Origin of the sequence: Planctomyces sp. SH-PL14, from assembly GCF_001610835.1 — a bacterium.
Taxonomy (GTDB): Bacteria; Planctomycetota; Planctomycetia; order Planctomycetales; family Planctomycetaceae; genus Planctomyces_A.
Window position 1 is genome coordinate 205112 of the sequence record NZ_CP011270.1, and the last position, 25667, is coordinate 230778.

The following is a 25667-nucleotide window of genomic DNA, read 5'->3' on the forward strand; positions in this document are numbered from 1 at the left end:
GGACGCCCCCCCAGCCACCAGCTTTGCTGGTCCATGAGAGCCCTCGGCAACGAGATGCGATGCCGGCGTTACCGAACCGTTTGTGGGACAATGCTCAATGACTCTTGGCGCTTGGAAGTGCGACCGGATTCTCCTCTCCGCAAGGACCGGTTCAATCGGGCCGGTTGGCGGCATCGGGATGGTGCTGGCCGCATGGCTGGTATTGGCTTCGTGCGGCGATGGCGCGGAAACCGTCGTCGTCAATCCGCCGCCAGAGGTCGGCCCGTGCTCGGTCGAACTCTGGAAACGGAGCTGGCCGAACTGTGAGTATGAGGACGGAGTCGCCGCGGGCCGGCTTTCGACCACGCGGCGCGACGGAGCGTATCGCTGGCACGTCGACTACAAGGTTGGCGAAATCGGTCCCGAGAACGGCGGCGTCGGATGGCGGTATCCGATCGCGTCGCGCGAGTCCGCCACGTTGTCCTACCAGCTGCGGTTCAGCCCGGATTTCGACTGGGTCAAGGGGGGCAAGCTCCCCGGCTTGTCCGGCGGGCCGGAGAACGTGACCGGCGGCCGGCCGGCCGATGGTCGGAACGGATTCTCCTGTCGTGTGATGTGGCGGAAAGAGGGTCGCGGGGAGGCCTACGTCTACCATAAGAATCAAGCGGGAAAGTACGGCGACAGTTTTCCGTTTCCTGCCGACTTTCGTTTTTCGACCGACGTGGATCTCCGCGTAAGAATGTCCGTTGAGATGAATGCGCCGGGGCGCCGGGACGGGACGCTGCGGGTGTGGGTGACGCCGATGGGAGCAGGGGAAGACAGGCTCGTGGTGGAACGCCGCGACATGGAATGGCGCAGCGTCACGGATTTCGCCGTCGACAGCATTCAGTTCGAGACATTCCACGGGGGTGGTGATCGGACGTGGGCGCCGACGAGGCCCTGTTGGACCGAGTTTCATTCCCTCTCGGTCGGCGATTGAGCAGCGCGGGAAATCCATGTCGACGCCCCCGCAGTACTAGCCGTTTCGACACGGTCCGGTCAGGAATCATCGACACTCAGGTGAGCCCCCCTTTGAGCCACGAAAGTTGGGCGGTCATGCGAGCCCGTCTGTTCGACTTGCTCTTATTCACGACCACGAGCGCCATCGCGGCGACCGTGATGCTGTCGCAGGTCACACGGTTTCGCGGTGTGGTCAGCCCGACTGTCTTTATGACGCTGCTTGCCATCTTCGCGGCGATCGTTTCCTTGGTGATCACGTCTCCGCTCTATCGATGGCTTCGTCTCCGTCCGCTTCTTCTGCCTCGCTGTCCTCGGTGCCGCCATCGTGACCGGCACTACTTCTGCTTCCCGCAGGCCTGGCCGCGCGAGATGATCCGATGTGCGAATTGCGATCTTGAGATCGAGCTGTGTCACGACAGCCGGTACGGCGCCGAATCCTGTCCAGGTTTCCCGCGATTCGATCTGCTGTGGCCGTACTCGTTCGGCGGACGTTGGCGGCCTGTTGAATGACGGATGGATGTCAGGGGACTGGGGCAGTGGCGTTCCTGTGGTATGTCACGCCTGTTCTGCGAGAATCAATCGCCTGATCGTCAACGCGACAGTCCCCTTCAAGGCCAAACCCTCGACCGATGGCAAGCACCGTGATTTTTCTGCGGCCGTTGTGCGTGGGGATTTCGCTTCTCACCTGCGCTGTGTCATCGGTTTGGGGCCAGGATTCCCGGAAGCACGCTTACGCTCCCGACGAGATCCATGTGGACGCCGAGGATCCGTTGGATCCGGAGTTTCAAGGAAACCGGCGATGGGTGTGGGATGACGATCTGCATGCGATCCAGGGGACCATCGAGGGCCTGACGAAGGACGCGCGAGATCCCACGATTCGTCATCGCGTCATCGTTGAGGATCGGATTATCAGAGTTTCCGCCACACCGCCGCAGGCGTTTCGGTCGAAGTTCTCCGCTTCCGAAGGCGAACTGGTTCCGGTGGGGGGCGGGATTGGATTGCTCGGGAAGTTTGAGGGGCCACCATCTAACAGCAAAGTCCAGAGAGGAGGCCGAATCACGCGGCTCCGGGATGCGGCGATCCTGAAGCAACTGCCGGATCCTGCGGGGCGGCTTCCTGTGGTCCAGGGCGGGTCGACGGGGCGGCGGATCGACTCGACGCTGTCCTACTTCATTGCGCTGGAGTCGACGCATCGAGACGATGCCGGCGCGTGGGCCGTGGTTCGTACTTCCGTGACGAAAACTGACGTCGATGCGACGCAACGCCTCCGAACGAATCCTTCGCAGAAGTTGTTCAAACGCGTCGTGCTCGGAGACGAATTCGACGTTGGTGAAAGACTGGCTCGCTTCCGCGTCGAAGGAATCGCCGTCAAGGGGGAACCGGATGAGCGGATCGTCGGCTGGATCACCCTGACCCCGATCGAGGATGACGACGACGATCCAGGCGCCGAGTGAGGAATCCTCATCGCCCCGGCCGGTCGAATCACTGAAGCGGCGTGGACGGCGCCGGCGCCTGGGGAATCTGGATGACCGAGGAACGGATCGTCTTGTTGTAAACCGTCTCGGTCGCAACGATCGCATATCCCAGCGCGTAGGTGTCCGACGTCGTCTCGCGGACATTGCCCAGGTCCGTCGCGACATTCCCGGATTCCGCATCGACCACGAGCCCGTCGAAGAGCACGAGGTGCCTGCCGTCCGGATGCCATTCCAGGCCCTTCGGCCCGCCCACTCTCTTCGAAAGGATCTCCTTCGAATCCCCCGGAATCGTGATCTGCCGAACCTTCTTTCCGTCCGCCGCGCTCAGCACCAGCACCCGGAAGGCGTCGTCGTAACGCTGCAGGATCGCCACCTGCCGGCCGTCTGCCGAAAACGCCATGTCGGTCAGCGAGAGCGGTCTGTACACGTCGTCATGCGTCGCCGCCGAGCCGAGAAGCTGCCCGGAATCCAGATCGATCGCGACAAGCGGATGGGGAGGCATCCCGAAGGTCCCGAGCACCAGCAGGTACTTTCCCCCCGGCGTCAGACGCGGTTCGTCGAAGATGACCGGGACCGGCAGCGAGCGGAGGACTTTGCCGTCGAGCCCCAGCACCGCCGCCGCCCACTTCTGCTCCTTGGTGATTCCCATCGCGACGAGCTCCGTTGGCGACCGGAACTCCATCCACTGGACCATCGGGATCCCGAGAGGCGTTTCGACGTCGGCGACCACGGCTCCGGTCGCGACCGAGACGATCTGAATCCGTGAGGGCGGAAAGGTCGACGGATCGGCACGCCCCGCCCCGGGAGCGGACTTCGGAATTTCGAAACCGCTCGTCGCGAAGTGCTGACCATTGGGACTCAGCGCGCTTGTCCCATAGGTTCGCTTGGCGGGAAAGTCGACATGTTTGACCGGGGCGGTGCTGCGGAGATCGAGCACCGTGAATCCGTTGTTGTTGCTCGTTGCCAGGAAAGGACTCGGGAGTTCCGGAACAGTGCGTTTCGTCTCCCCCTCGGGAAGCGCGATCTGGACATCGAGCGTCCGGGTCCATTCGAGCGGATCTTTCGGCGGATCGACGACGTTCCAGACTGTCCCGGCGGGAACAGACGCGGCACTGCTCCCGATCGCCCCGGCCTCTGTCGCCCCGATCCCTGTCGCCGGGGCCGCAGCCCCTGGAGGCGTGGCGGACGCTTGGGCGGGGGCTCCCGGCGCAGCAGGGACCGCGTCACCGCCACCCCGCCCGAAGAAGGCATAGCCCCCGATTCCCAGCACCACGACAGCCCCGACCGCGGCCAGGAAGCCGAGCTGATTCGAGGAGCCCGGTTTCGACTTTTTGGACCGGCCCGAGGAGCCCTTCCCGCCGCTCCTGGTCCCCTTCGCTCCTGCGGAGCTCTCGCCTCCTTTGGCGACGAACACCTGACCGCAGGTGCGGCACTTCACCTTGCCGCCGAGTTTCTCCTGCGGCATCGAAACGGCGGAGAAGCAGCCCGGACATTGAACATTCACGGCCATGAACGCCCGACCCTGTTTGAGACGTGCCCTACCTCGATGACCCGCCGGCCATGTTAAGCCGGACGATCGAGAGAAGACCAGCCGGTGGACGCACGGCTGACGACTTCTTTCCGATGCCCAGTCTGACGAGGACGACAGGGAAGCGTGTTCATCCTCAATGCCGCGCACGATTGCGTGAAGAAGTGGAGGGACGTGTGCTTCACGTGGGCGTTGAGCGAGGCCCGATTGCGCCATCTCTTGCCAAAGAGAAGATCATTGGCTGTCTCAGCGCCAAACCGAGCCATGCCAGCAGGCCGATGATGATCGGGAAGTACCACGGATCGCCGACTCGGAGGTGAGTAAAGACGGCACCGCCGAGATATCCCGTCATCAGGATCGCTCCCAGAAACGAGGTGCGCGGGATGAGATAAATGACGGTCACGGCGATTTCGAGGACAGCGATCGTGGGAAGGAGCGGCAGCGGAATTCCCAGCTTGTCCATCATCTCGTTCTTGCCGGGAAAATCGAAGAACTTGGGAGCCCCGCTGGCTCCGATCATGAACAGACCGACGAGTCCCGTCAGAGCCCAGCCGGTGATCCGTTGTGCTTTGGATGGCATGCTGTTTTCTTTCTTGTGCCGTGTGACGTAGTGAAGAGATCTGTGAGTGCGTCGAACGACGGCGGTGCGAATCGACAAGCTGCCCCGAGATTTTTTGAAGTCTCACGTTTTCGCGGCTGACGCGAGCAGGATGGGAAAGTCGTCGCCAAAGCGACACGCCCTCGGCGGTGGCCTTCAGAAAGTTCGCCATCATCTCTGCGCAGCCACACAATTGCGTAAAGCCTCCGGGACGTGCCACCCGACCGGCATCACGGGGCCGAAACTGCCACGCCGCCAGACAACCTGGGCCACCCTGCCCACCGTGGAGAGCCTTCGCAGAGAATCTGGTGCATTGACATACCCCCGGCCTGGCTGAATTCTACTGTTCGGGAGCGACCGCGGTATCTGGCAGGCTGCGGACCTCCAGCCCGTCACCACGGAATGCACGCGGAACGGAGGATGGCATGAGAGGCTTTCGTCGGTTGGGCATCGCCGCCCTGACTCTGATTGTTCTGAGCATGCCGAAGGCAATGATCCACGGCGAGGAAAAGGCCACCTCCCAGACGAAGACCGGCGTGGTCCAGAGTGTGGATCCAGTCGCCAGGACCATCGTTGTGATGGTGACGCGAGAAATGACGTTTGCGGTCACCGCGAACACTCAGATCGCGGAGGGCGACATATCACGGACGCTGGCAGACGTCGCGGTTGGCGACACAGTCCGAGTCGTGTACTCCCTGAATGCCGATCGTGCTCGCGTGGCGTCCAGCGCCACGGTCTTGCCCGCCACAGTCTTGCCCGTCACGACGGCACCCGTCGGCGGGCCAGCGGGCGCCGAGCCACAGTCCCCCCTGCGGCCGGGGCAGATCTTCTCGCTTCAGTTCCCCGATCTGCCGGCGACTTTCGATGAACTGGTTGAGGCCAAGGGCATCAAGCCGCAGATGACGGTCTTCCTGCCGAGCAACTACGCCCCCGACCGCAAACACCCGCTGCTGGTCTTCCTCAACGGTGGAACGGGAGGCCGTGGCGACAACCCGGGGATTGCGCGGGCCCTTGTCGACGAAGCGGACTTCGTCTGCGTGAGTCTGCCGCTGTTCCATCAAGCCGCTCCGGGTTCGGCCGGGTACGACGTGGTGATCCGCGATGCCGACGGCAGATACATGTGGCCGTTCTACAAGCGGATGCTGGCGGAGTTGGGGCGGGCCGTGCCCAATCTCGATCCGGCCCGCCGAGTCATCGGCGGAACGTCCAACGGTGCCCACGCTGTGCAGGCAATCGTTGACCAGTCGGACGGCGAGGCAGCGGAGATGTTCTCAGCCTTCTTCCTGGTCAATGGGGGCGGCCGCCTGCAGCGGTATGACTTGCTCAAGGAGAAGCCCCTGCTGCTTGCCTATGGCGACAAGACTCTCCGCGCGTCGAGACTGTCGGAGATCGTCGCCGCCGCGAAGTCCGGCGGCACCGCGTTGACCGCCTACGAAATGAAGGGTGTCGGCCACGCCTTCCCGGCGTCGGAGTACCCCGCGATACGCAAGTGGCTCCGCGGCGAGGCAATCGGGCAAACGCCGTAGCGGAGCAGTCGAAAAGAGGGAGGAGACGGCATGGCACGGTCGGAGCCGTGTGGCACGGCTCTTGGAACCGTATCAAATAACTCTAGACGAGGCCGGCAGACCGACTTGCCACTCACTGGCACCCCGCCGCTGAGTAGCGCCGGGTGGCACTACGGGTAGCTTTGGGCCACGCAGTGACTGGACGTCGAACTCGAACTCGGCACTGCTCGTCAAAACACAAGCAGTGGCGCCCGGCGCTGATCGGGAGGTTGCCGGTCGCTAGAGCCTGTTATGCACTATCGGCGACGAGATTCATCATTCTGCGGCCGGGTGGCACTGCTGGCAGCTTTGGGCCAGCAGTGATTGGACGTCCAACGCGAACTCGGCCCTGCTCGTCAAAGCACGAGCAGGGGCACCCGGCGTCAATAGTTCATAGCAGTCGCATACGCGTTCAGCGCTGCGATCGTTTTCATTGAGCTCAAGTTCCTTCGAGCAGATTCGTAGTTCTCATCGAGGAAACGGTGATCATCCACGTTATGAGGCCAAGGACCTCCAAGGGCCGTCTTTGCCTTCAGATATCTGGTCTTGGCATGATCGAGGAGGTTATTGCGAAGTTGCAGAACATCCCAAGAAACGTGTTCAACCGCTGTTTCCCAATTCTTCCTAACTTCACGAGATGCCGAAGGCGGTGCAACCGGTGCCTGTCGTAACGGAGTCGGTGTCGACGACATCGCAAATAACGTCACGATAACCGCAAAGATCGCCAACAGGCCAGTGATCGCCACGGCCTCTGTCAGCGAGTCGGACGGTATGACACCAGAGGGTCTTTCTGTCTCGTCCGTTTCGGTGGGCGTTCCGGACTTCGCCACAACCGGAGTTAGTGAATCGGGCTGTGTGATTTCAGAGGGTTTCTCAGTCTCGTCCGTTTCCGTGGTAATCCCGGACTTGGCCACGACCGGAGCTTGAGAGGGTTGCTCAGAAGTCGTCGGCTGCTTATCAGTCTGAGCAAGATAACTCAGCGGGATCTCCAGCAACGGCTGTGAATTGGTCTCGCCTCTTGCAGCCTGAACTTCGGAAGTCGCACGGCTCTCCAATTCGCTAAGAAGTAGATTCTGAGCTTTCTCTCGACTCGCCAGTTCCGCTCCGAAGCTGCAGATCGAACAAGCCACGTAGTACTTCTTGCTCCACCTTGCAATAGGAACAAAGTAGAGCCGAGCCTCGCTGGATTGCTCCACAATTTCCCAAGGGCAGTCGTTCATGCAATGAGGGCATGTGCCGCAGCTGACTGTGCCAAGCACTTTTCGGCGCCCACCCCATCCGACGATGATCATGGAGCACCTTGTGATTCAGGCTTCCCCTTGCGAATCATCGCTTGAGCCGCGTCGTGCGAAATCTCATTCAACTGTCCGCAGATCGGGCAGGCTAGGAAGTAGCCCCGATGGCTCGACCAGAACGGACGCCTCAAGAACGGAATGCCCACGGCGATTCCACAGGGCTGATCCACCAGCACGTGCGGTGCGATATTGCTGCAACGACCACAGACCTTTTCGAGGGGCGGAGCACCGTCGACGGGTTCAATGGAGAACTGGCCAAAAAACATGCCCCCTCCCGTTCTGTCGAGCCCCAAGCAGGCGTCTCGCCCTGACCGTCAGAATATCAAAGACGAGGAAGTCTTCCAATTACCACGCTGCAGAGCGTGGTCCCAACGGAATGGTAGCCGGAATCGGATGGCCTACCCGTTGCTTCGCTGGAACGTGGAGCTTCGGCCCCTGGTTCGGGAAGATCGTCGATGGCCAGCTACGACATTTTATGGCCAAGGCTTGAACCTCGTTCAGATGTGATCGAGCTTCTTGAGGTTGCAGCCACGGCAGAGGAGCTGGATGTTGTTGTCCGAGTTGCTGCCGCCTCGCGAGTGCGGAATGATGTGATCGAATTCCAAGTACTGCGTTGCCCGGCACTCGGCGCACTGGCCTCCGTACTTTTGCCAGACTCGCTGCCGGACTTCTCGGGGGATGGATCGGGACATGGGGGAGTCGACTCGCTCGACGATTGTCTGGTTTGCGCGGCCGATGGCGACCTTGAGGATTGCTGTTGCCAGTTTGGCTTGGGCTCCGAAGTCGTAGATTCCATTTCCCCGGCCGGACGTTCGAAGCTCCACGCCTTCCTGAAACGGGACACATTCCACGATCTGCCGCAAGCTGACCGTCATGGTCTTTTCCGCGGAGGCGAATACAAACCGATTGTCCGTGACAGCTGCCGTCCCTGTGTAACGGTCGATCTTTCTTCCGGACTTCAGGTCACGGACCTGAATGAACACCGCGTCGTCATAGAAGTGAACGATCTCCGCGGCCCTGGCCTCGAATCGAGGCGGAGGGACAATAGAGGGAAGCCTCCCTTCCTGAATGTTCGTGAAGATTCGCAGTTCCCGAATCTGCTCTTCAAAGTATCGCGCGGTCCGATCGGGAATTTCGAGGACATCCATCAGCCACCGGACGTACTGCTCTTCCTCGCCCGAGAGACGTCCGTCTGATTTCACGTTGACAAAGATCCGCTCGACGAAGCTCGTCGCATGCCGCGAGATCGCTGCCTGCAGATCATCCTGCATCAATCCCAGCTTGGCCGTACTGTCGCAAAGCCTCGTCCATTCCTCTTTGGAGAGATGGCCGTCGCCAACTGCCGACAGAAACAGCCCCAGGAGAAATGACTCTCCCTCCTTGTGGAAGTAGCGACTGACGAGTTCCCCTTTGCCCAGTCCCACCCATTTCGCGATTCGTCCCAGATGCGCCGCCTCCGAGTCGTCGATCACGCCGTCTTCGAACGCCTTTGCCAGTACTCGCGCCACGACTTCGCGCGCGGCAGACTCATTGAGTTCAGCTTCCGCCACGCCGCGAAGTCCGAGAGCTCCCGCGATGAAGTTCAGGCTGGCGGCTTCGGACTCGGAGATCTCGTCGTCGCGAGTCACGCGCTCCAAGGCCCCTCGATAGACTTGGGCCTTAGCTTCCTCCAGTTCCTTCTCGCTGATTTCGAGCTTCTCGACGACCGGAGCCAGCTGAAATGCTTTCTTCTGGCGAGCCAACTCACGATTGATTGAGGTCGTGGCGGCCTCAATCCGCCGTTCTCGATCCGGATCTACCAACTTGGTGATCCCGCTTTTGACCCAATTGAGCAACCCCTTGCGATTCATCTGCCGACCACTTCGAAAGGCCCCGAGAAACGTAAAGAGCCACTATATCGGTCAAGGAATGACGGATCGAGTGAGGCTCGAAAAGCAAACGGCCCGCCTTCTCTGGAGAAGGCGGGCCGTTGTATCCCGGTTGGAAGTCGTCGGCCCGTTTACTTGTGGTGGTCGCCCTTGGCGTCGCCGCGGGCGAAGATGCTGGCGACGTATTGGAGCACGTCCGTGGCCGACTCGTCGTTGTAGCCGTAGTTGCGGATGAGGCGGCTTTTCACGATGTCGATCTTTTCCTGCGTGTCCTTGTCCACCACCTGCGAGACGAGGCTGGTCAGCTTGATCGTGTCCTTCTGGTCCTCGAAGAGCTTCATTTCGAGGGCCTTCTGGAGGCGCTCGTTCGTCTTGTAGTTGAAGACCTTGCCGTCGATCGCCAGGGCGCCGATGTAGTTCATGATCTCGCGGCGGAAGTCGTCCTTCCGGGAGTCCGGAATGTCGATCCGCTCTTCGATGGAACGCATCAGGCGCTCATCCGGCTCTTCGTCCTGGCCGGTGAACTTGTTCTTGACCTTCTCCCGCTGCGTGTAGGCCTTCACGTTGTCGATGTAGTTGGAGCAGAGGCGGGTCAGGGCGTCTTCGTCCGCCGCGATCGCCCGCTGGACTTCGTTCTTGACGATGTCCGTGTACTCCTCCTTCACCACTGAAACGAGCTGCCGGTAGTGCTCGCGGAGCTGGTCATTGGGAATCAGCGAGTGGTGCTGCAGGCCGGTTTCCAGCTCGTTCATGACCATGAACGGGTTGAGGCTCGTCGCCAGGGCATTCGAGACGAGGGCGTTCGAGACCTTGTCCTGAACGTAGCGGGGAGAGATGCCGTGCATCCCTTCGTGCTTGGCCTCGCGGCGGAGCTGCTTGACGTTTTCCGCGGTGAAGCCGGGGAGGGTTTTGCCGTTGTAGAGCTTGAGCTTCTGCATCAGCGAGAGGCCGTGGTGCTTGGGCTCCTCCAGCCGCGTCAGGACCGCCCACATGGCGGCGACTTCCAGCGTGTGCGGGGCGATGTGTTTCCGCACCCGCTGCGGGTTATAGTCCTTGGTGTAGATCCGGTGCTCATCGTTGAGTTCCGTGACGTAGGGGATGTCGATCTTGATCGTGCGATCCCGGAGGGCCTCCATGAACTCGTTCGACTGGAGCTTGCGGAACTCCGGCTCGTTCGTGTGGCCGATGATGACCGTGTCGATATCGGTTTGAGCAAACTTCTTGGGCTTGATCTTGTGTTCCTGCGATGCCCCGAGGAGGTCGTAGAGGAACGCGACGTCCAGCTTGAGGACTTCGATGAACTCGATCATCCCCCGGTTGGCGACGTTGAACTCGCCGTCGAAGTTGAAGGCCCGCGGGTCCGACTCCGAGCCGTACTGGGCGATCTTGCGGTAGTTGATGTCGCCGGTCAGCTCGGTCGAGTCCTGATTCTTCTCGTCCTTGGGCTGGAAGGTGCCGATGCCGATCCGGTCCTGCTCGGAGAAGAAGATCCGCTTGACGACGATCTGCTCGAGGACCTTGGTCCAGTCGCCGTTCGCCTTCTCCAGCCGCTCCTTGAAGTAGTGCCGGGAGAGCGGACAGACGTCGCCGATGATCTCGACCTGGTATTCGCCGTTGGCGCGGCCTTCGTTGAGATAGGCGCAGACTTCCGCGCGGCTGGCGACGGGGACGAGCTGCAGCGGTTCGCCGTGCATGGGGTCCCAGCTGATCGTCCCGTCTTCTTCCTTCCAGCCGAAGGTGTAGAGGGCGCCGTCGTCGGACTTGGAGTAGCGTTCGAGGCCGCGCTTGATGAGGCGGGCGATGGTCGATTTCGAGCTGCCGACGGGACCGTGGAGGAGCAGCACGCGGCGCTCGCTGCCGTAGCGGAGGGCGGCGGAGCGGAAGACGTTGACGAGCTCCATGAGCGGCTTGGTGAGGCCGTAGATGGCGTCTTCGCCGTTGTGGTGGGGATCGTCGAAGAACTTGTAGCGGATGAGGTCCTTGTCGATCTTGTAGGAGCCGTCCGCGATGATCATGTCGTAGACGCGCTGATAGGCCGTCCGGGCGATCTTTCCGTTGGTGCGGACGAGGTCGAGGTATTGCGAGTACGTCCCCTGCCAGTGTTCCTGGCGGAACTGCTGGGTGTTTTGACGTGACGAGATATCGGACAACAGCGTTGCGCCGGACATAGTGACCTCTTGACCGCTAGGGGATGACGGTTGGGGCTGCTCGGAAATTGCCCTGGGCGCAGCAGACAGCGGGGAATCGACGAACATTGCTAACCTCCGGAGAGAAGAAACCTTCCGAAGGGATCGCCGTCTGAGCACGAGGCGACCATCCCTGGTCGAGCAGACACGATTCAAAGGATCAAAGCAGACATAGGATTATTCCCGTGGCGTGAAGATGGGACAAGAGCAGTCTTGGGGCGGGCGGCGCAGCGGGGCCGCTTTTGTGAGAATTCGCTGACATCAAGGAAGAGCGAAGAAGCGTCCCACTCACCGGGTCCAGGGGCACCCTGGTGGGGAGTGCAGAGGGGCCTGTGTTGTTTTCTTGGCCCTTTTGCCCGCCGGAGGCCTGGCCGTTGAGAGATCTCTGAAGGAGCCCGTGTCCAAGCGCGGACACGGTGTTGGATGCCCCTCACCTCAACCCGCGGGGATTGCATCGCAAGCGGTGCGGGTTGAGGGAGTCCTCAGCGCGGGGACCACAAAGGGGACATCCGTTGTGTCCCGCGGTTCCTCATCGAAGTGCCTCCGGCGGCAAGGGGGTGAGACCCCCTTGACCCCAGTGGCCGTCGCACGTTGGGTTTGAGCAAGCCGCGTCGTGCCGGCGAGGACGCGGTTCGAGCTAGAACGAACCGACGACGTTCGCGGGCTCGCTCACCTTCTTCGCGGTCGCGGCGGCCTTGCTCCGCTTCAGCGCTTCGGTGAGTTTCTCCAGCACCATCCCCTGCGTGACCACCCCTTCAAAGACGATCGGCTCACGGCTCTCCCCGGGCGGGAAGATCACATAGACCGGAACCCCGCTCATCTTGAACTTGGTCAGCCACTTCTTGATCTCGGGGCTCTCGTCGGTGAAGTCCGCCTTCATCGCGATGAACTTGTTCTCCTCAACAAACTTCTTCGTCCCCGAACGGTTCAGCGCGGTCGCCTCATTGAACTTGCAGGTCGCGCACCAGTCCGCCGTGAAGTCGATCAGCAGCGGATGGCCCTCCGCAAGATGCTCCTGCATCCGCTGCTCGGTCCAAGGCTCCCACGCCAGCTCCTGATTCGGAAGCAGCCGCAGCCCGAAGTGATCCGCCGTCCCGTACCACATCAGCGGCAGGGCAACCGTCATCGCGGCGGCGCGGACCTTCCACTTCTCGCCAGCCGACGAGGCGTGGTTGTACAGGTTCCCGATCATCCACAGCCCGATGCCGAGCCCGAGGAAAGCGATCAGGACTCCCGTCAGCGGCTTTTCGACGCTGTGGCCCTTGGTGGCCGCGACTTCCGGCTCCACCGTGTCGGCACTCGCCACGACCGGCATGCTCCCCGTCGGCGCCGCCGCCGACTTGCCGTTCCGCTCGAGCGGCTGGATCAGGAAGAGAACCGTCGCCAGCAGCAGGAACCCGGAGAACTGCTTGAAGCGGACCATCCACATGCCGGGACGGGGGAGCCAGCTCACGAGCCCCGGAGCGAGGCCGAGGATCAGGTAGGGCAGCGACATCCCGAGACCAAGGGTGATCCAGATCGCGTAGATGATGGGAGTCGACTGGCCGAGCGACCAGCCGAGGGCCGGTCCCATGAAGGGGCCGATGCAGGGGGTCGCCAGGAACGTCGCAACGACGCCGGAGATGAAGGCCCCGATGAGTCCTTCTTTCTCGTTGTTGAGGCCGAAGCCGGTCGCGACCCCGGGGAGGTTGAGTTCGAAGACCCCGAGGAGGCTGAGAGCCATGGCGAAGACGACGACGCCGAAGACGATCAGGAAGGCGTCGCTCTGGAAGATCTGGCCCGAGTTCATCGAGAACAGGGCGGCCAGCGTCCCCAGGATCAGGAACACCAGCATGCTGCCGGCGGCGTAGGTCCAGTTCAGGGCGAAGATCCGCCAGCGGTTCTCGCCCGACTGCTCGACGAAGCTGACGACCTTGATCCCGATGACCGGAAGGACGCACGGCATGACGTTGAGGATGATCCCGCCGACGAAGGCCAGCAGGAGGTTGCTCAACAGAGTGCTGCCGGAAGCGGTGTTCACCTTGAGGTCCGTCGCCGGAGCCGCGGCCATCGTGACTGAGGTGGCGTGATAGGTGGCCGTGAACGGGAGCTTGGGGAACGGCGTGCACTCCCCGTGCTTGCACATGAGCAGGTTGACGTTCCCGGTCATCTTGACGGTTTCCAGCTTGGAAGCGTCGGCGACCTTGTACTTCCGGGAGAAGGTCACGGTCCCTTCGTGCTTTTCGATGTTCTGATTGAACGCCTCTTCAAAGTAGACCGTGGCGGCCGGGCTTTCGCTGAAGAGTTCTTCCGCCGGGGTGACTCCGGCGGTCTCCTCAACGGTGATCCGCGTCGGCTTCTTGTTGACCTTCTTGTTCTGCGAGTAGGTGTAGTGGTCCGGCGGACATTCCACGATCACCTGCAGGACGACCGTATCGTTCGAGCCTTCCAACGGATGCAGTTCCGCCCGGACATCGGGTTTGGCGGACGTGGCCGGACGGGCGATTTCGTCAGCGCCGGACGCGCCGATCTTCAAGCCCTTGCCGAGATCGAGCTTGTTGAGATCCAGCGATCCCTTCGGTCCCGGGAGGTCGACGGGGGGATCGAGGAGATCGGTTTCGCCCGCTTTGCCCGCGGGTTCATCGGCCAGGAGGGCGACGGAGCTGGTTTTGGTCGCGGCCGTATCGAGCTTCGCTGCGAAGGACTCGGTGAGGCGCTGGCAGCTTCCCTTGTGACAGTAGATGAATCGGATCGAGCCGCCGACCTGCGGGGCCTTCCCGGTGAGCCGCAGCTCCTGCGTGAACCGGACCGTTCCCGTGTGCTTGGTCAGGGTCTCCCCGGTCTGGGGATCGGTCACCGACTTGGGAGCGGGCGTTTCGTCGACGGCGCCGACCGCCGTGACGTCCATGGTCTCGGAGAGGTCGAGCCGGGTCTCGCCCGTGACGCCCGGCTTCTTATGGACGGAGTTCGTGGTCGCTCCCGGCGGGAGCTCCAGTTCGACGGTCAGGATGGCGCGGGACTGGTCGACCAGCGACCGCTCCAGCCGGGCGGAGACGACCGGTTGAGCCTTTCCGGCCAGCGTGACATCGGCAAAAGCTGCCGAGCCGAGGGCCATCAGAATGGCCCACAGGCCCCCGTACACTGCCACCGGTCGCGCGCTCCGTACGCTCATGTCCAAACCCTGCCAGACACCGTTCAGGAAATTCCCTAAGGAATTGCCGCAGTTTATCGATTTCGCGCCGGCCATGACGAGTCCACCTTGGGTCGGGGTCGTGCGGAGACCGTGTCAAGACCGGCTCCGTGATTATCGGCACAATGGCAAAACGCAGCATCACTCCGTTCGCCGAGATTATTCGCGCCGTCGGACATTTCGGCGAGTCTGGCTCGCGCCGATCGGATTTTCTGTAAACCAGTTCACAGACCGGGACTGCGTGTTGGAAGCCGGGAAGCCTGAGCGACGGACAATCCGCCGCGTCGCCCGTTCCCCTGCGTGGAAAAGCGGTTCCGGGTTCCGCTAGCATCAGCGGCGGCGGATGGGTCCGCCGTCCGGGGGGCATGGTCCCCTCCGCTTTCTGAGTCGCTCAAGCAGGTCGCTCCCGTGAAGAAGCCCTCCGCCTCTCGCCGTGATTTCCTGAAGCTGTCCACCGCGGCCGCCGCCGGCGCCGTGATGCCGATGTTCTCCGCCCCCCGCCTGAGCCTGGCGGACGAGGCGGCCAAGAGCCCCAACGAACGGCCGCGGATCGGCTGCATCGGCACCGGCGACCGCTGGAAGCAGGTGGTCGGCGGGGCGATGAAGTACGGCGACGTCGTCGCCTGCTGCGACGTCGACGCGAATCACCTCGCGGAAGGGAAGGAGATCTGCACGAAGCACCAGTCGAAGCCCGGCCACGAGTCGAAGATCGACACTTATGAGGACTACCAGAAGATCCTCGAGCGGAAAGACATCGACATCGTCACGATCGTGACCCCGGACCACTGGCATTCGAAGATCGCCATTGAGGCGATGCAGGCCGGGAAGGACATCTACTGCGAGAAGCCCCTCACGCTGACGATCAACGAGGGAAAGCAGATCATCAAGGTCCTGGACGAGACGAAGCGGGTCTTCCAGGTCGGGACGCAGCAGCGCACCGAGATGGGGCAGCGGTTCATCCAGGCGGTGGCACTCGTGCGGGCCGGACGGATCGGCAAGGTCCAGAAGGTGATCTGCAACATCGGGGGAACGCCCCCCAGCGCCGTGATCCCGAAGGTCGACGCCCCCAAGGGGCTCAACTGGGAGAAGTGGCTGGGACAGGCGCCACTGGTCGACTTCCGATATCTGGAAACGAAGGACGGCAAGGGGAACCCGACGCGGTGGGGGAATTCCCGCTGCCACTACGAGTTCCGCTGGTGGTACGAGTACTCGGGCGGAAAGATGACCGACTGGGGCGCGCATCACGTCGACATCGCGAGCTGGGCGATCGGCATCGACAAGTCCGGCCCGCTGAGCCTGGAAGGCTGGGCCAAGCATCCGGTCGAGCTCAAGAACGGGATGCCGACGAAGGACGACCAGTACAACGTGGCGACCAGCTTTGACGTGACGGTCATGTGCCCGGACGACATCGAGATGCACATCGTCTCGGATTCGCCGGACGGGAACGGGATCCTCTTCGAGGGGACCGAAGGGCGGTTCCATGTCAGCCGCGGTGCGATCAAGGGGGGCGTGATCGAGGCCCTCAAGGACAACCCGCTGCCGGAGGACGCGCTGGAAAAGGTTTACGGCGGGAAGATCCCGGCGAGCCACATGGAGAACTTCATCAACTGCGTGAAGTCCCGGGCGCTGCCGATCTCCGATGTCTACAGCCATCATCGGGCGATGACGACCTGCCACCTGGCGAACATCGCGATCCGCCTGGGCAAGAAGGTCAAGTGGGATTCGAAGGCCCAGATGATTGTGGGCGATGCCGACGCGGCGAAGTGGATGGGTCGCGAGCAGCGCAAGGGTTACGAGATCGACGTCGTGATCTAGGGACGTGTCCTGGCCTACTCTCCGCAAGCCCGCTCGTGGAGAGTAGGAGTCCAGGGGCTCCCCCTGGACTCCAGAGGCGCTTCCACGAGGAACCGCCCAAGCCATCACCGGTGTTCCCTTTTGCGACGGGACGAACGCGTGGGCCGCGTCAGTCACCGTTGTGGCTCGGCGGGAGCCTCGCCCTCCCGGTGCGCCGAGCTTCTGTGTCCAAGTCGCCATCGTTGTGAGGATGTCCGTTATGCCGCGGTTGCTGAACTCGTTTGTCGTCGCTCTGGCGTTCTCGACGGTGGGCCCGATCGCCTTCGCTCAAGAGGCCAAGCCGGCCGCCGTCGCTCCGGTCGAACCGGGTGCGGTCGTGCCGCTGGACCGGGCCAAGGTCGAGGTGAAGGCGACCGAGAAAGACGGCAAGAAGTCCGAAGAAACGACGGCGTGGTACGACGCGCGGCTGCTCGGGATCGAGGGGCAGGCGTTCTCCGACACGAAGGCCCTGTATGACCGGCTTCCGGCGAGGGCCGAGAAGACGGTTCGCCCGGCGGTGTGGGGCCTGAGCCGCAACAGCGCCGGGCTGTGCGTGCGGTTTGTGACCGATGCCCGGCAGATCGCCTGCCGCTGGACCGTCACGTCAGCGAACCTGGCGATGCCGCACATGCCGGCGACCGGCGTGAGCGGCGTCGACCTCTATGCTCGCGACGATGCAGGGACGTGGCGATGGGTGGCGGCCGGAAAACCGACGGCCCAGACGACGACGGCGGTCCTCGTCAGCGGGATGCCGGAAGGGAAGCGGGAGTACCGCCTGTACTTCCCGCTCTACAACAGCGTGAGCGACCTTCAGATCGGGATCCCGCAGGACCGGTCGCTGGCCCGCGGTCCGGCGTTCCCGGAAGACCGCCGGAAGCCGATCGTCTTCTACGGTACGTCGATCACGCACGGAGCGAGCGCCTCGCGGACCGGGATGGTCCACACGGCGATCCTCGGGCGGCGGTTCGATCGCCCGGTCGTGAACCTGGGCTTCTCCGGCAACGGCAAGATGGAGAAGGAAGTCGTCGAGTGCATCAATGACATCGACGCGGCGGTGTTCGTCATCGACTGCCTGCCGAACATGACGGCGGCGGAAGTGACCGAGCGGACGATCCCGCTCGTCGAGCAGATCCGCGCAAAGCATCCGGCGACGCCGATCCTGCTCGTCGAGGACCGCAACTACAGCGACGCGATCTTCCTGGCCTCGAAGCGGGAACGGAACCGGACAAGCCAGGCCGCGCTCAAGACGGAGTTCGCCAAGCTTCAGGAACGGAAGATCCCCGGACTGTTCTACCTCTCCGCCGAAAAACTTCTCGGCGACGACAACGAGGGAACGGTCGACAGCTCCCACCCGACGGACCTGGGATTCTTCCGCCAGGCCGATGCGTTCGAGCCGGTGCTGAAGACGATCCTCGGGGGCAAGTGACGTCAGTTCTGGCTGTCGGGAGCGATGGCAACTCGGCTCCGGGCGGAGCTCAGGACTGCGGATCCTCGACGGTGATCCATCGATCACGCGGCCGCGCGAGGAGCGGGATCAGCTGCCGGATCGTATCGGAGTCTTTGTACCGCTCGCGGACCTGGTCTGCGTCGTCGCGACTGCGCCAGCGGCCGAGAGCGAGGATGTGGCCGGGGGCGTCCTGATCGATGAGCAGGTCGTGCGACAGGTAACCTTCGAACGCCCGCATGTCCGACCAGACCTGCCGCGTGAGTCGAAGCCCCTCCTCCTCCGCACCGGGCTTCAGCCACGTATCCCAGACGACCGTCACTGCCATCGGAATCCTCCTTCTCCGCTCACCAGCGGATGAGTGGCCTCTCTGACCTCGCCGTGAGGCCACGGCCGGCCGCTCGACCTCAGGCCTCCAGCGTGGCCTTCATCGTCTGAAGGCCCTGTTCGATCATCTCGGCGATGGTGTCCGCAATTTCGTGTGGCATGACGTCGGCGATCCAGACGAGCCGACAGGTCGCCTCCCCCTCAGCCAGCACTTGAATCGAGGCGTTGTGGTGAGTGAACGGAGCGCCCCGCGCGGACCAGGAATGGCGATAACGCCGGTCGTCGATGTCGACGATGATCTCGCGAATGCTCATGCCGTTGCCGAACGTCAGATAGCGGGAGTCCCCATCCAGCCGGCAATCCACGACGAAGCCGGGAACGAGTCGCTTGTGGATGGCCCCGACGTCGCGGACCGCATCCCAGACGTGCTCACGGCTTCGGTGGACCTGGATCTCTTTGTGGATGCTGGCCATGTGGTCTCCGGACCTGTCCCCCGCGGCGACCTGTCACCATCCAGCGCGGCCGCAGCGCTTGCTGTTCCCTGCAAACGACGCCCATTCGAACGAGAGGCCACCCGCAGTCAGTCCGCGGTGGGCTTGACCCGGACGATGGGGACCGCGGGCTTCTGGGACTCGATCCAGGTCGTCAATTCGTCGGCCGTAATGCGGAGGTTCCGGTCCGCGTCGGCGGCCCCGGAAAACGCCTCGGTGAGCAGGCTGGCGAAAGAGCCTTTGCCGCCGCCGGGGCTCGCCGATGCCGTGGTGGCGACGATTTCCGTTCCGGGATGCGGGCTCTTCAGCGACGCAAGGACCGCCTCCAGCGTCGCCCCCTTGGGAAGAGCGACGTCGAGCAGGAGCAGCTTGTCCTTGCCAGCGCCAGCGGCGAGCTCGGCCACGATCTCATCGAGGGCGATCGAGTTCGCCGCGGTCGGAGACTTCCCGGCCCCCTTGAGGACCAGCCGGGGAACGGCCCCTTCTCCTTCTCCGATCACGATGCTGCCGAAGACGGACACGATCACCTGAGCCGATTGGCCGGCGCTTTCGGTGATGTGTTTGAGTTCCTTCTGGACATCGGCCACGGCGGGATCAAGGAGCCGCGGCGCCCATTGGGGGTCGACCGCGTAGCGCGCCGTCAGCGCGGCCTGGAGCCGCGTGGCGTCCGAAACAGCGCTCGAGCGAGATGGTGTCTGCGGATCGCCGGTCGCGGAGGAGCCGATGACGAGCGCCCAGCGGTCGTGCTGGATCCCCCGCGTCACATCGATGGAGCTCGCTTTGACTCCCCCCTTGCCGTCATCGACTGTCCCGATCACCGCCCGGTCGACCTGCGGCCGCAGGTCTTCGAGGCGGGCGGCTCCTCCCTGGAGCGTCACGGCTGCATCGTCCGCGACTGCGATCGTGACCGACTTGCCGGACTCGTCGCTGAGAATGAGTTCGCGAGGCTCGGTGTGGATCTCCGCGATCGAGCCGGAGATCGAGCCGGCGTCGCGGAAGACGGTGATCGACCGGATGGCCGCGTCGAGTTCGAGCTCGATCCGGTCCCCTGCCTTGAGATCCTTGAGTTCGATCGCTTCGCCGCTTCGCAGCCGGATCACGCTGTCGGGCGCCACGGTCAGTTCATCGACCTGGTTTCCACTGGCGAAGCGGACGAACAGCTTCCGCTGATCCGCCTCGACGTGGTCCACGAATCCGGCGCTGCGGGCGGCCCGGAAGGCGTCGATCTCGCTGGCGATATGGCCCCGCTTTCCGCCGGGGTCGATGACATGCCGGATCTCGACCCGGTCGGACTGCTGAATCTCCTGCAGGACACACGGCTTGCCGTTCAGCAGGAGGCGTGCGCGGGGCGGAACGCTGACCGAAAGTTCGTCCCGGACCCGGCCCCGCTCGACCGTCAGGACAAGCTTCTTGTTCGGGTAGTCGACCGACTTGATTGTGGCGACGCTCGAAACGGGGCGCGACACGACGAGGTCCCCTCCCCCCGATCCGGGCGTGGCCGCCGCGACTTCGACCCAGTCCCCGGGCTGGATCTCCTTGGCGAGCACGAAGACTTCCGGCTGGTCCGGACGGACGAGGCGGATCCGGGGCTTCGCCGGGAGTTTGTATTCGTCGGGGACGCCGCTCTGCGGGTCTTCGTATTCAATGACACCGGTCTGCGGGTCGATCTTCCGCACAACGCCGCGGACCGTCTGCGGCGGCCCCGAGGGCGTCGACGTTCCGGAGGGCCAGAAGGCGAGAGCCAGCGACAGCGTGGCCGAAAGACCGAAGGCCCCGATCGCCAGCCAGCGTTTGCGTTTGGCCGCCTGCTCTTCCTCCGGCGGGACCGTCGAGATCTCCATCGTCTCGCCGTTGATCGGGTTGACGATCTTGAGGTCCAGGTTCAGGTCGGACAGGGCCTGGTCCGCGTCCTGATACCGCTTCTTGGGAACCTTCTCGACGAGTTTCTGGATGACTTTGGCCAGATCGTCGGGAACCCCGTCGAGGACACGGTTGATCTCGGGGAGCTTCCGGTCGAACGCCGCGTGCCAGGTCATCCACGCCGCCTGCCGGTCCTTGCCGAACGCCTCGAGCCCCGGAAAGAGCTCTTCGAAGTTCGGCCCGCACAGGAGCTCATAGGCGGAGAAGCCGAGCGAGTAGAGGTCGCTCGCCGGCCCCACTTCGGAGAGGGTGTCGGTCACCATCTCGGGGGACATGTACTTCGCCGTTCCGAGGATCTGCGTGCCGTCGACATTGCTCACGCGGCGGGCCAGGCCGAAATCCCCGAGCTTCACCCGCTTGCGGTGGTCGATCATCAGGTTGCTGGGCTTCACGTCCCCGTGAATCACCCCGCGGCTGTGCAGGTACTTGAGCGCCCGCAGGCAGTGAGCCAGCGTGGTCCGCAGGGCCCGCAGGTCCATCTGCTTGCCGGCCAGGCGGTCCCGGATGTTCCCCTGCATCAGCTCCAGGATCAGCCATCCCTTGGGGCGGACGACATCGTAAATCGTCACGATGTTGGGATGCTGCAGCGACGCGAGGAGCTGGGCCTCGCTCCAGTACCGCTCGAGCTGCGCGGGGTCCTTCAGAAACCGCTCATGGATCTGCTTGATCGCGACTTCTCGCCCGAGCTCACGATCCCGCGCGCGATAGACGGTGGCAAAGCTCCCGGCGCCGATCTTCTCGAGAAGCTCGTATCGGTCCGCCGACGCCGTCGTGTTCACGCCTGAATCCTCTGGGCCACTCAGGCCCGAACCGAACGCATCCGCCCCGACGAAGTCTTGGGGGCTTGCCGATGCGGACAAGATCAAAGAGGGGATTTTGGGAAGAACTGATCCTAACACACCGCGATCCGGACGACAGCCGGGGTCGAACGGAAAGATTCAGTGGCCGTTGATGCCGGCGGTCGCCGCGACCGTTGGGCAGGATGGGTAGCCCGTTCCTCCCGCTCGGATTTGCGGAGATGGAAATCGGGGAGTCGTCCGCACTGGTTCGCGCTCGGACGCCGGCTGTTTTCGACGGTTCTCGCGTCGGATCTCCGGCGGGCGGGGGCCCATAAATCACATCACGGGTCCCGCCCCTTTCCGGGCCTGCTCTGGGCGAGGTGGACCTACTTCGACGCCGGATCGGCCGCCTTGGTCCGGTCAACGTACAGCATCCGCAACTCGTGCAGCGCCTGATCCAGACCGTTGTGCTCGTGCCCCGTCAGGTTCCCCTTCGTCTTCTCCTGCAGGATCGACAACTGGTCAATGAAATGCTTCGCGAGCGGGAGCCGTGGCTCAACCTTTCCGTCCGGCCCCGGGATCAAGCCCAGCGCATGAGCCGCCTGCCCCGCAAGCATCTGCACCAGCGATGCAAAGCTGGCGGCGGGAAGATCCTGAAGGTCGGGCTGTTCGTCAGACATGGCAATCGGCGAGCGGATGAGCAATAGGGGCGGAGCGATGTGCCCGCCTGCTCCGATTCAACCGTTTCCGGCCGACCTTAGCAAGCGGATCACCGCCGGACAGCCGCCCCATCCCTCCCGACCGCTCTCATGGCATCCCCGGAGCATTCCGAATTTCCCGTTGCCGGAGTGGCACGTCCGGTTTCCCGGTCCATAATGGTCTCAAGCGGCAGGAAGGCCGCGATGTCCGGCGGCAATGGGCCGTCGCCATCGCCTCCGTACTCAGGGACGACCGCATCCGCGCTGGGTTTCGATGAACCGCGTCCTGATCACCGCCCGCCGCGCCTTCGACTTCGCACCGGTCCTGCTGCTCGCGTACACGGCCCTGCTGTTTACGGTCACGCACCTTCCGCCGACGGCGATTCCCTCCTCGGTCGCCGGCTCCGACAAGCACTGGCACTTCTTTGCCTATTGCGGCCTGGGACTGCTGGGCGCGATGACGGCCCTGCCCCGGACGGCTCGATGGGCCGGCCTGACGATGCTGGCCATCGCCACCTTTGCCTGCCTGGACGAGCTCCTGCAGATCCCGGTTGGCCGCTCCGCCGAATTCCTGGACTGGGTCGCCGACGTCTCCGGGGCCGCTGTCGGGATCGGGCTGGTCCTGGCGGCCTCGCTCGTTCCGCTGCGGCAGCGGGCCACCCCTTCGTCGGCCGCCTGAACCTCGACGCCGGACCGGCTGTCCTGCCCTCATCATTCGAACACTTCGCTACGGACAGGGCATGTCGGATCGGACGGACGAAGGCTCCAACGAGGGATCACGGGACGGCGGCGCGATTCGCTCGGTGTGCGTCTTCTGCGGCTCCCGATCCGGGACGAATCCCGCGTTCTCGTCGTCTGCCACCGCATTGGGCCAATCGCTGGCCAGGCGGCGGCAGCGGCTCGTCTACGGCGGCGGCAACGTCGGACTGATGGGGATCCTCGCCGATGCCGCGATCGACGCCGGCGGCGAAGTCGTCGGCGTCATCCCGGCCGCCCTGCTGGAGCGGGAACTCGGACACGGCAGCCTGACCGAGCTCCGCGTCGTGCAGACGATGCACGAACGCAAAGCGATGATGGCCGATCTCTCCGGCGCGTTCGTGGCGATGCCGGGCGGCTTCGGGACGCTCGACGAGCTGTGCGAGATCCTGACCTGGGCCCAGCTCGGACTGCACGCCAAGCCGGTCGGCGTGCTCAACGTCGCGGGGTATTTCGATGCGTTCCTGGAGTTCCTGCTGCGGGCGACGCGCGACGGGTTCCTGCACGACTTCGACCGGGAACTGTTCCTCGTCGATGACGATCCGGACCGCCTTGTCGAGCAGCTTCTGACGGCTCCGCCGCGGAAGGCCCGGACAGTCGACGACAAGATCGATCGACGCGTCCGGTGAGGCCCTGGCCTCTCCGAACGTGGCGATCGGGATTGCCGTTCAGAGGCCGTTGACGGATCGGGCGACATCCTTTCAAATACCCGCCGCCACAGGATAGGCAAGATTTTCCGGCAGCCGGCGGGTGACCGCCTGAACCGGGTTTTCCGGAAAATCGATTCATGCCGGGGATCAGTTCCAACCGATCCTATTGGCACCTTCGGCGGCGTAGCCAAGTGGCCTAAGGCAACGGATTGCAAATCCGTCACTCGTCGGTTCAACTCCGACCGCCGCCTCTTGAACCGCAAGCACTGACTTCAGGTGCTTGCGGTTTTTTCGTTGGTAGTGATCGTGGATTTGATAGGACGATCGGCGATTCCAGGCGATCGGCGAATCGCTCCGCTTCCCGACGCTGGGATTCCCCCGTCGACTTCCTCTGGAGCTTCCCCGTGACTGGAGCCGTCCACTCGGCAGTCAGGAACGGGCGGTTCCCCTGCCAGAGGATCCGAACTTGATGAACCTTTCCGACAATGAGCTGCTCAGGGCAGAGGAGTTCCCCTCACATCGTCGCGTCCCACCGAGCGATCTACTGGGCCCTTGCAACTGAAGATCGCCCGAACCTTACGATCCCGTCAGTCTTCCGGCGTGGAGAAACTGAAGAACGTAACAATCAAATTGACAATCGCCGGGTCTCTGGCAACAGTGCGGGCCCTTTTGTTGCGCCGTGTTCACGGCGGTCGCTCGCCCGCGAGTCATTTCATTACTTGATCTTTGGAGTTCGTTAGATGCTCAGGAAGCGGAGTGCTGGCTTTACCTTGATCGAGCTTCTCGTGGTCATAGCGATCATCGCTGTGCTTGTGGCCATTCTGCTCCCGGCTGTCCAGCAGGCCCGCGAGGCGGCCCGCCGGTCGCAGTGCGGCAACAACCTGAAGCAGTTCGGGATTGCCCTGCACAGCTACCACGAAGCGTTCGGGATGTTCCCACTGGGACTCAACCCGTCGATCAACGATAGCTGTACAGGCGCATGTGCCTGGCGGGCGTTCAGCGCCCACACGATGCTCCTCCCCTACATGGATCAGCAGGGGATCTACAACAAGCTCGACTTCAACCAGATGTATGACGCGGCGCCCAACAACGCCGCTGCCGTCCGGATGCGGATTGCAGGATTCATCTGTCCGTCCGACTTCACCTACCCCGGCGCCGTCACGGATCCGGGTGTGAACTACTCCATGAGCGCCGGACCTTCAACGTTCTGGGGCGTGGGGAATGCTGACAAGGTCGGATTCGTCCAGTACTACCGTTCGGTGCGCGTCGGTGACATCATGGACGGCACGTCCAATGTCGTCGCGATGGCCGAGGTGACGGTCGGAAACAACGACACCACTCGGTACGACCTCCGCCGGTCGCTCGTCCGGAGTCAGGCGTTCCCGGGCGGCTTCACGAACTCCTTCGCCACCAAGGCGTCGCTGGACGCTTACGGTACTCAGTGCCTTGGCGGCACGACGAACATTCACGCCACCCCGCACCAGCAGTGGATGAACGGAATCGGCGGCCAGACCGTGTTCAACACGCTGAACACGCCAAACTCCCCGAATCCGGATTGCCACCCCTGTGCGGGTTGCGGCTGGTACGATAGCGCGGGCGTCTGGACGGCCCGGAGCCGCCACACGGGCGGGGTGCAGGCCCTGATGGCGGACGGAGCGGTCAAGTTTATCGGCGATTCGGTCGACTTCACGACCTGGCAGCGAGCCGGCGGGGCTTTCGACGGTGCCGCCATCGGCGACCTGTAGAATCCTTCTCATTGCGATCAAGATGCCGTCGCCGGCCGTTGGCTTCCGGCGGCATCTGCTTTTTATCAGCCCAGGATCTGCGGTGGCGTGGAACCAACTCAAGGATGACGCCGGTCGTCACCTGTCACTTCGTTGACTCAAACAGTGTGATCCGAGATGCGGGGGCGACCGTACCGCGTCGCGCAGCGCGAGACGACAGCAGTTCTGATCGCGATGGCCGCACGCCTGACGTCTCCAGGGCCTCGATGGGCGCTCCCTGGAACACGGTGAAGAAACGGCAACGACCCCCGACGGGAGGTCCGTGGGAGGCGGTTGGCAGGTCGGTCCAGATTAGAGATCCGTTGCTCTGTCCAACGAGCAGCGAGCGCGGGACGTTCCCGGGA

General features: G+C 63.3%; 20 protein-coding genes and 1 tRNA gene. 9 read left to right on the forward strand and 12 right to left on the reverse strand.

Annotation, left to right across the window (positions count from 1 at the left end; genetic code table 11):
- Positions 1–97: 97 nt before the first annotated feature.
- Complete coding sequence (locus tag VT03_RS00740) at positions 98–958, forward strand: polysaccharide lyase (RefSeq protein WP_156514192.1); 861 nt, start codon at positions 98–100, stop codon at positions 956–958.
- Between the two features lie 76 nt (positions 959–1034).
- On the opposite strand, the gene VT03_RS33060 is transcribed toward VT03_RS00740, so the two are convergent.
- Entirely contained in the window at positions 1035–1235 is a 201-nt protein-coding gene (locus VT03_RS33060) for a hypothetical protein (RefSeq protein ID WP_156514193.1), read from the reverse strand.
- Positions 1236–1730: 495 nt separating this feature from the next.
- On the opposite strand from VT03_RS33060, the gene VT03_RS00750 reads away from it, so the two are divergent.
- A complete protein-coding gene (locus tag VT03_RS00750; protein ID WP_156514194.1) occupies positions 1731–2432 on the forward strand; it encodes a hypothetical protein in 702 nt (233 codons plus the stop codon).
- Positions 2433–2460: 28 nt separating this feature from the next.
- Here VT03_RS00750 and VT03_RS00755 read toward each other — a convergent pair whose 3' ends face one another.
- Together VT03_RS00755 and VT03_RS00760 are read right to left on the reverse strand one after the other, a co-directional pair.
- Positions 2461–3963, reverse strand: a complete 1503-nt coding sequence (locus VT03_RS00755) for a hypothetical protein (RefSeq protein ID WP_156514195.1) — start codon at positions 3961–3963, stop codon at positions 2461–2463.
- Between the two features lie 199 nt (positions 3964–4162).
- Entirely contained in the window at positions 4163–4639 is a 477-nt protein-coding gene (locus VT03_RS00760) for a DoxX family protein (RefSeq protein ID WP_156514196.1), read from the reverse strand.
- A gap of 383 nt (positions 4640–5022) precedes the next feature.
- Here VT03_RS00760 and VT03_RS00765 point away from each other — a divergent pair, with 383 nt between their 5' ends.
- Entirely contained in the window at positions 5023–6105 is a 1083-nt protein-coding gene (locus tag VT03_RS00765; protein ID WP_156514197.1) for a DUF5666 domain-containing protein, read from the forward strand.
- 401 nt (positions 6106–6506) lie between these two features.
- On the opposite strand, the gene VT03_RS00770 is transcribed toward VT03_RS00765, so the two are convergent.
- The 5 genes from VT03_RS00770 to VT03_RS00785 all read right to left on the reverse strand — a co-directional run bounded on the left by VT03_RS00770 (position 6507) and on the right by VT03_RS00785 (position 14623).
- The gene (locus tag VT03_RS00770; RefSeq protein ID WP_082845840.1) at positions 6507–7415 is read right to left on the reverse strand and encodes a zinc-ribbon domain-containing protein; all 909 of its coding nucleotides are present in this window, start codon (positions 7413–7415) and stop codon (positions 6507–6509) included.
- Entirely contained in the window at positions 7412–7684 is a 273-nt protein-coding gene (locus VT03_RS33065; protein ID WP_156514198.1) for a hypothetical protein, read from the reverse strand. The genes VT03_RS00770 and VT03_RS33065 overlap by 4 nt, the downstream gene beginning before the upstream one ends.
- Before the next feature lie 231 nt (positions 7685–7915).
- Positions 7916–9160: an HNH endonuclease gene (locus tag VT03_RS00775; protein WP_197489154.1), complete on the reverse strand. Its 1245-nt coding sequence runs from the start codon at positions 9158–9160 to the stop codon at positions 7916–7918.
- 257 nt (positions 9161–9417) lie between these two features.
- A complete protein-coding gene (locus VT03_RS00780; protein ID WP_075091215.1) occupies positions 9418–11454 on the reverse strand; it encodes a PrkA family serine protein kinase in 2037 nt (678 codons plus the stop codon).
- A 655-nt stretch (positions 11455–12109) separates the two neighbouring features.
- On the reverse strand, positions 12110–14623 hold the full coding sequence (locus VT03_RS00785; protein ID WP_197489155.1) for a protein-disulfide reductase DsbD family protein: 2514 nt from the start codon (positions 14621–14623) through the stop codon (positions 12110–12112).
- A 426-nt stretch (positions 14624–15049) separates the two neighbouring features.
- On the opposite strand from VT03_RS00785, the gene VT03_RS00790 reads away from it, so the two are divergent.
- Both VT03_RS00790 and VT03_RS00795 read left to right on the forward strand, forming a co-directional pair.
- The gene (locus VT03_RS00790) at positions 15050–16456 is read left to right on the forward strand and encodes a Gfo/Idh/MocA family oxidoreductase (RefSeq protein ID WP_075091217.1); all 1407 of its coding nucleotides are present in this window, start codon (positions 15050–15052) and stop codon (positions 16454–16456) included.
- A gap of 238 nt (positions 16457–16694) precedes the next feature.
- A complete protein-coding gene (locus VT03_RS00795) occupies positions 16695–17900 on the forward strand; it encodes an SGNH/GDSL hydrolase family protein (RefSeq protein ID WP_075091218.1) in 1206 nt (401 codons plus the stop codon).
- A 49-nt stretch (positions 17901–17949) separates the two neighbouring features.
- Here the strand turns inward: VT03_RS00795 and VT03_RS00800 are convergent, their stop codons facing one another.
- The 4 genes from VT03_RS00800 to VT03_RS00815 all read right to left on the reverse strand — a co-directional run bounded on the left by VT03_RS00800 (position 17950) and on the right by VT03_RS00815 (position 22115).
- Positions 17950–18246, reverse strand: a complete 297-nt coding sequence (locus VT03_RS00800) for a putative quinol monooxygenase (RefSeq protein ID WP_075091219.1) — start codon at positions 18244–18246, stop codon at positions 17950–17952.
- A gap of 79 nt (positions 18247–18325) precedes the next feature.
- The gene (locus VT03_RS00805) at positions 18326–18718 is read right to left on the reverse strand and encodes an SRPBCC family protein (RefSeq protein WP_075091220.1); all 393 of its coding nucleotides are present in this window, start codon (positions 18716–18718) and stop codon (positions 18326–18328) included.
- 107 nt (positions 18719–18825) lie between these two features.
- The gene (locus VT03_RS00810; protein ID WP_075091221.1) at positions 18826–21435 is read right to left on the reverse strand and encodes a serine/threonine-protein kinase; all 2610 of its coding nucleotides are present in this window, start codon (positions 21433–21435) and stop codon (positions 18826–18828) included.
- Between the two features lie 386 nt (positions 21436–21821).
- On the reverse strand, positions 21822–22115 hold the full coding sequence (locus VT03_RS00815; RefSeq protein WP_075096866.1) for a DUF1844 domain-containing protein: 294 nt from the start codon (positions 22113–22115) through the stop codon (positions 21822–21824).
- A gap of 292 nt (positions 22116–22407) precedes the next feature.
- On the opposite strand from VT03_RS00815, the gene VT03_RS00820 reads away from it, so the two are divergent.
- From VT03_RS00820 to VT03_RS00835, 4 genes are all read left to right on the forward strand, one after another.
- Positions 22408–22812: a VanZ family protein gene (locus tag VT03_RS00820; protein WP_075091222.1), complete on the forward strand. Its 405-nt coding sequence runs from the start codon at positions 22408–22410 to the stop codon at positions 22810–22812.
- A 115-nt stretch (positions 22813–22927) separates the two neighbouring features.
- On the forward strand, positions 22928–23518 hold the full coding sequence (locus VT03_RS00825) for a TIGR00730 family Rossman fold protein (RefSeq protein ID WP_075096867.1): 591 nt from the start codon (positions 22928–22930) through the stop codon (positions 23516–23518).
- 198 nt (positions 23519–23716) lie between these two features.
- Positions 23717–23790, forward strand: a tRNA-Cys gene (locus VT03_RS00830).
- A gap of 489 nt (positions 23791–24279) precedes the next feature.
- A complete protein-coding gene (locus VT03_RS00835; RefSeq protein ID WP_075091223.1) occupies positions 24280–25284 on the forward strand; it encodes a DUF1559 domain-containing protein in 1005 nt (334 codons plus the stop codon).
- Positions 25285–25667: the final 383 nt, after the last annotated feature.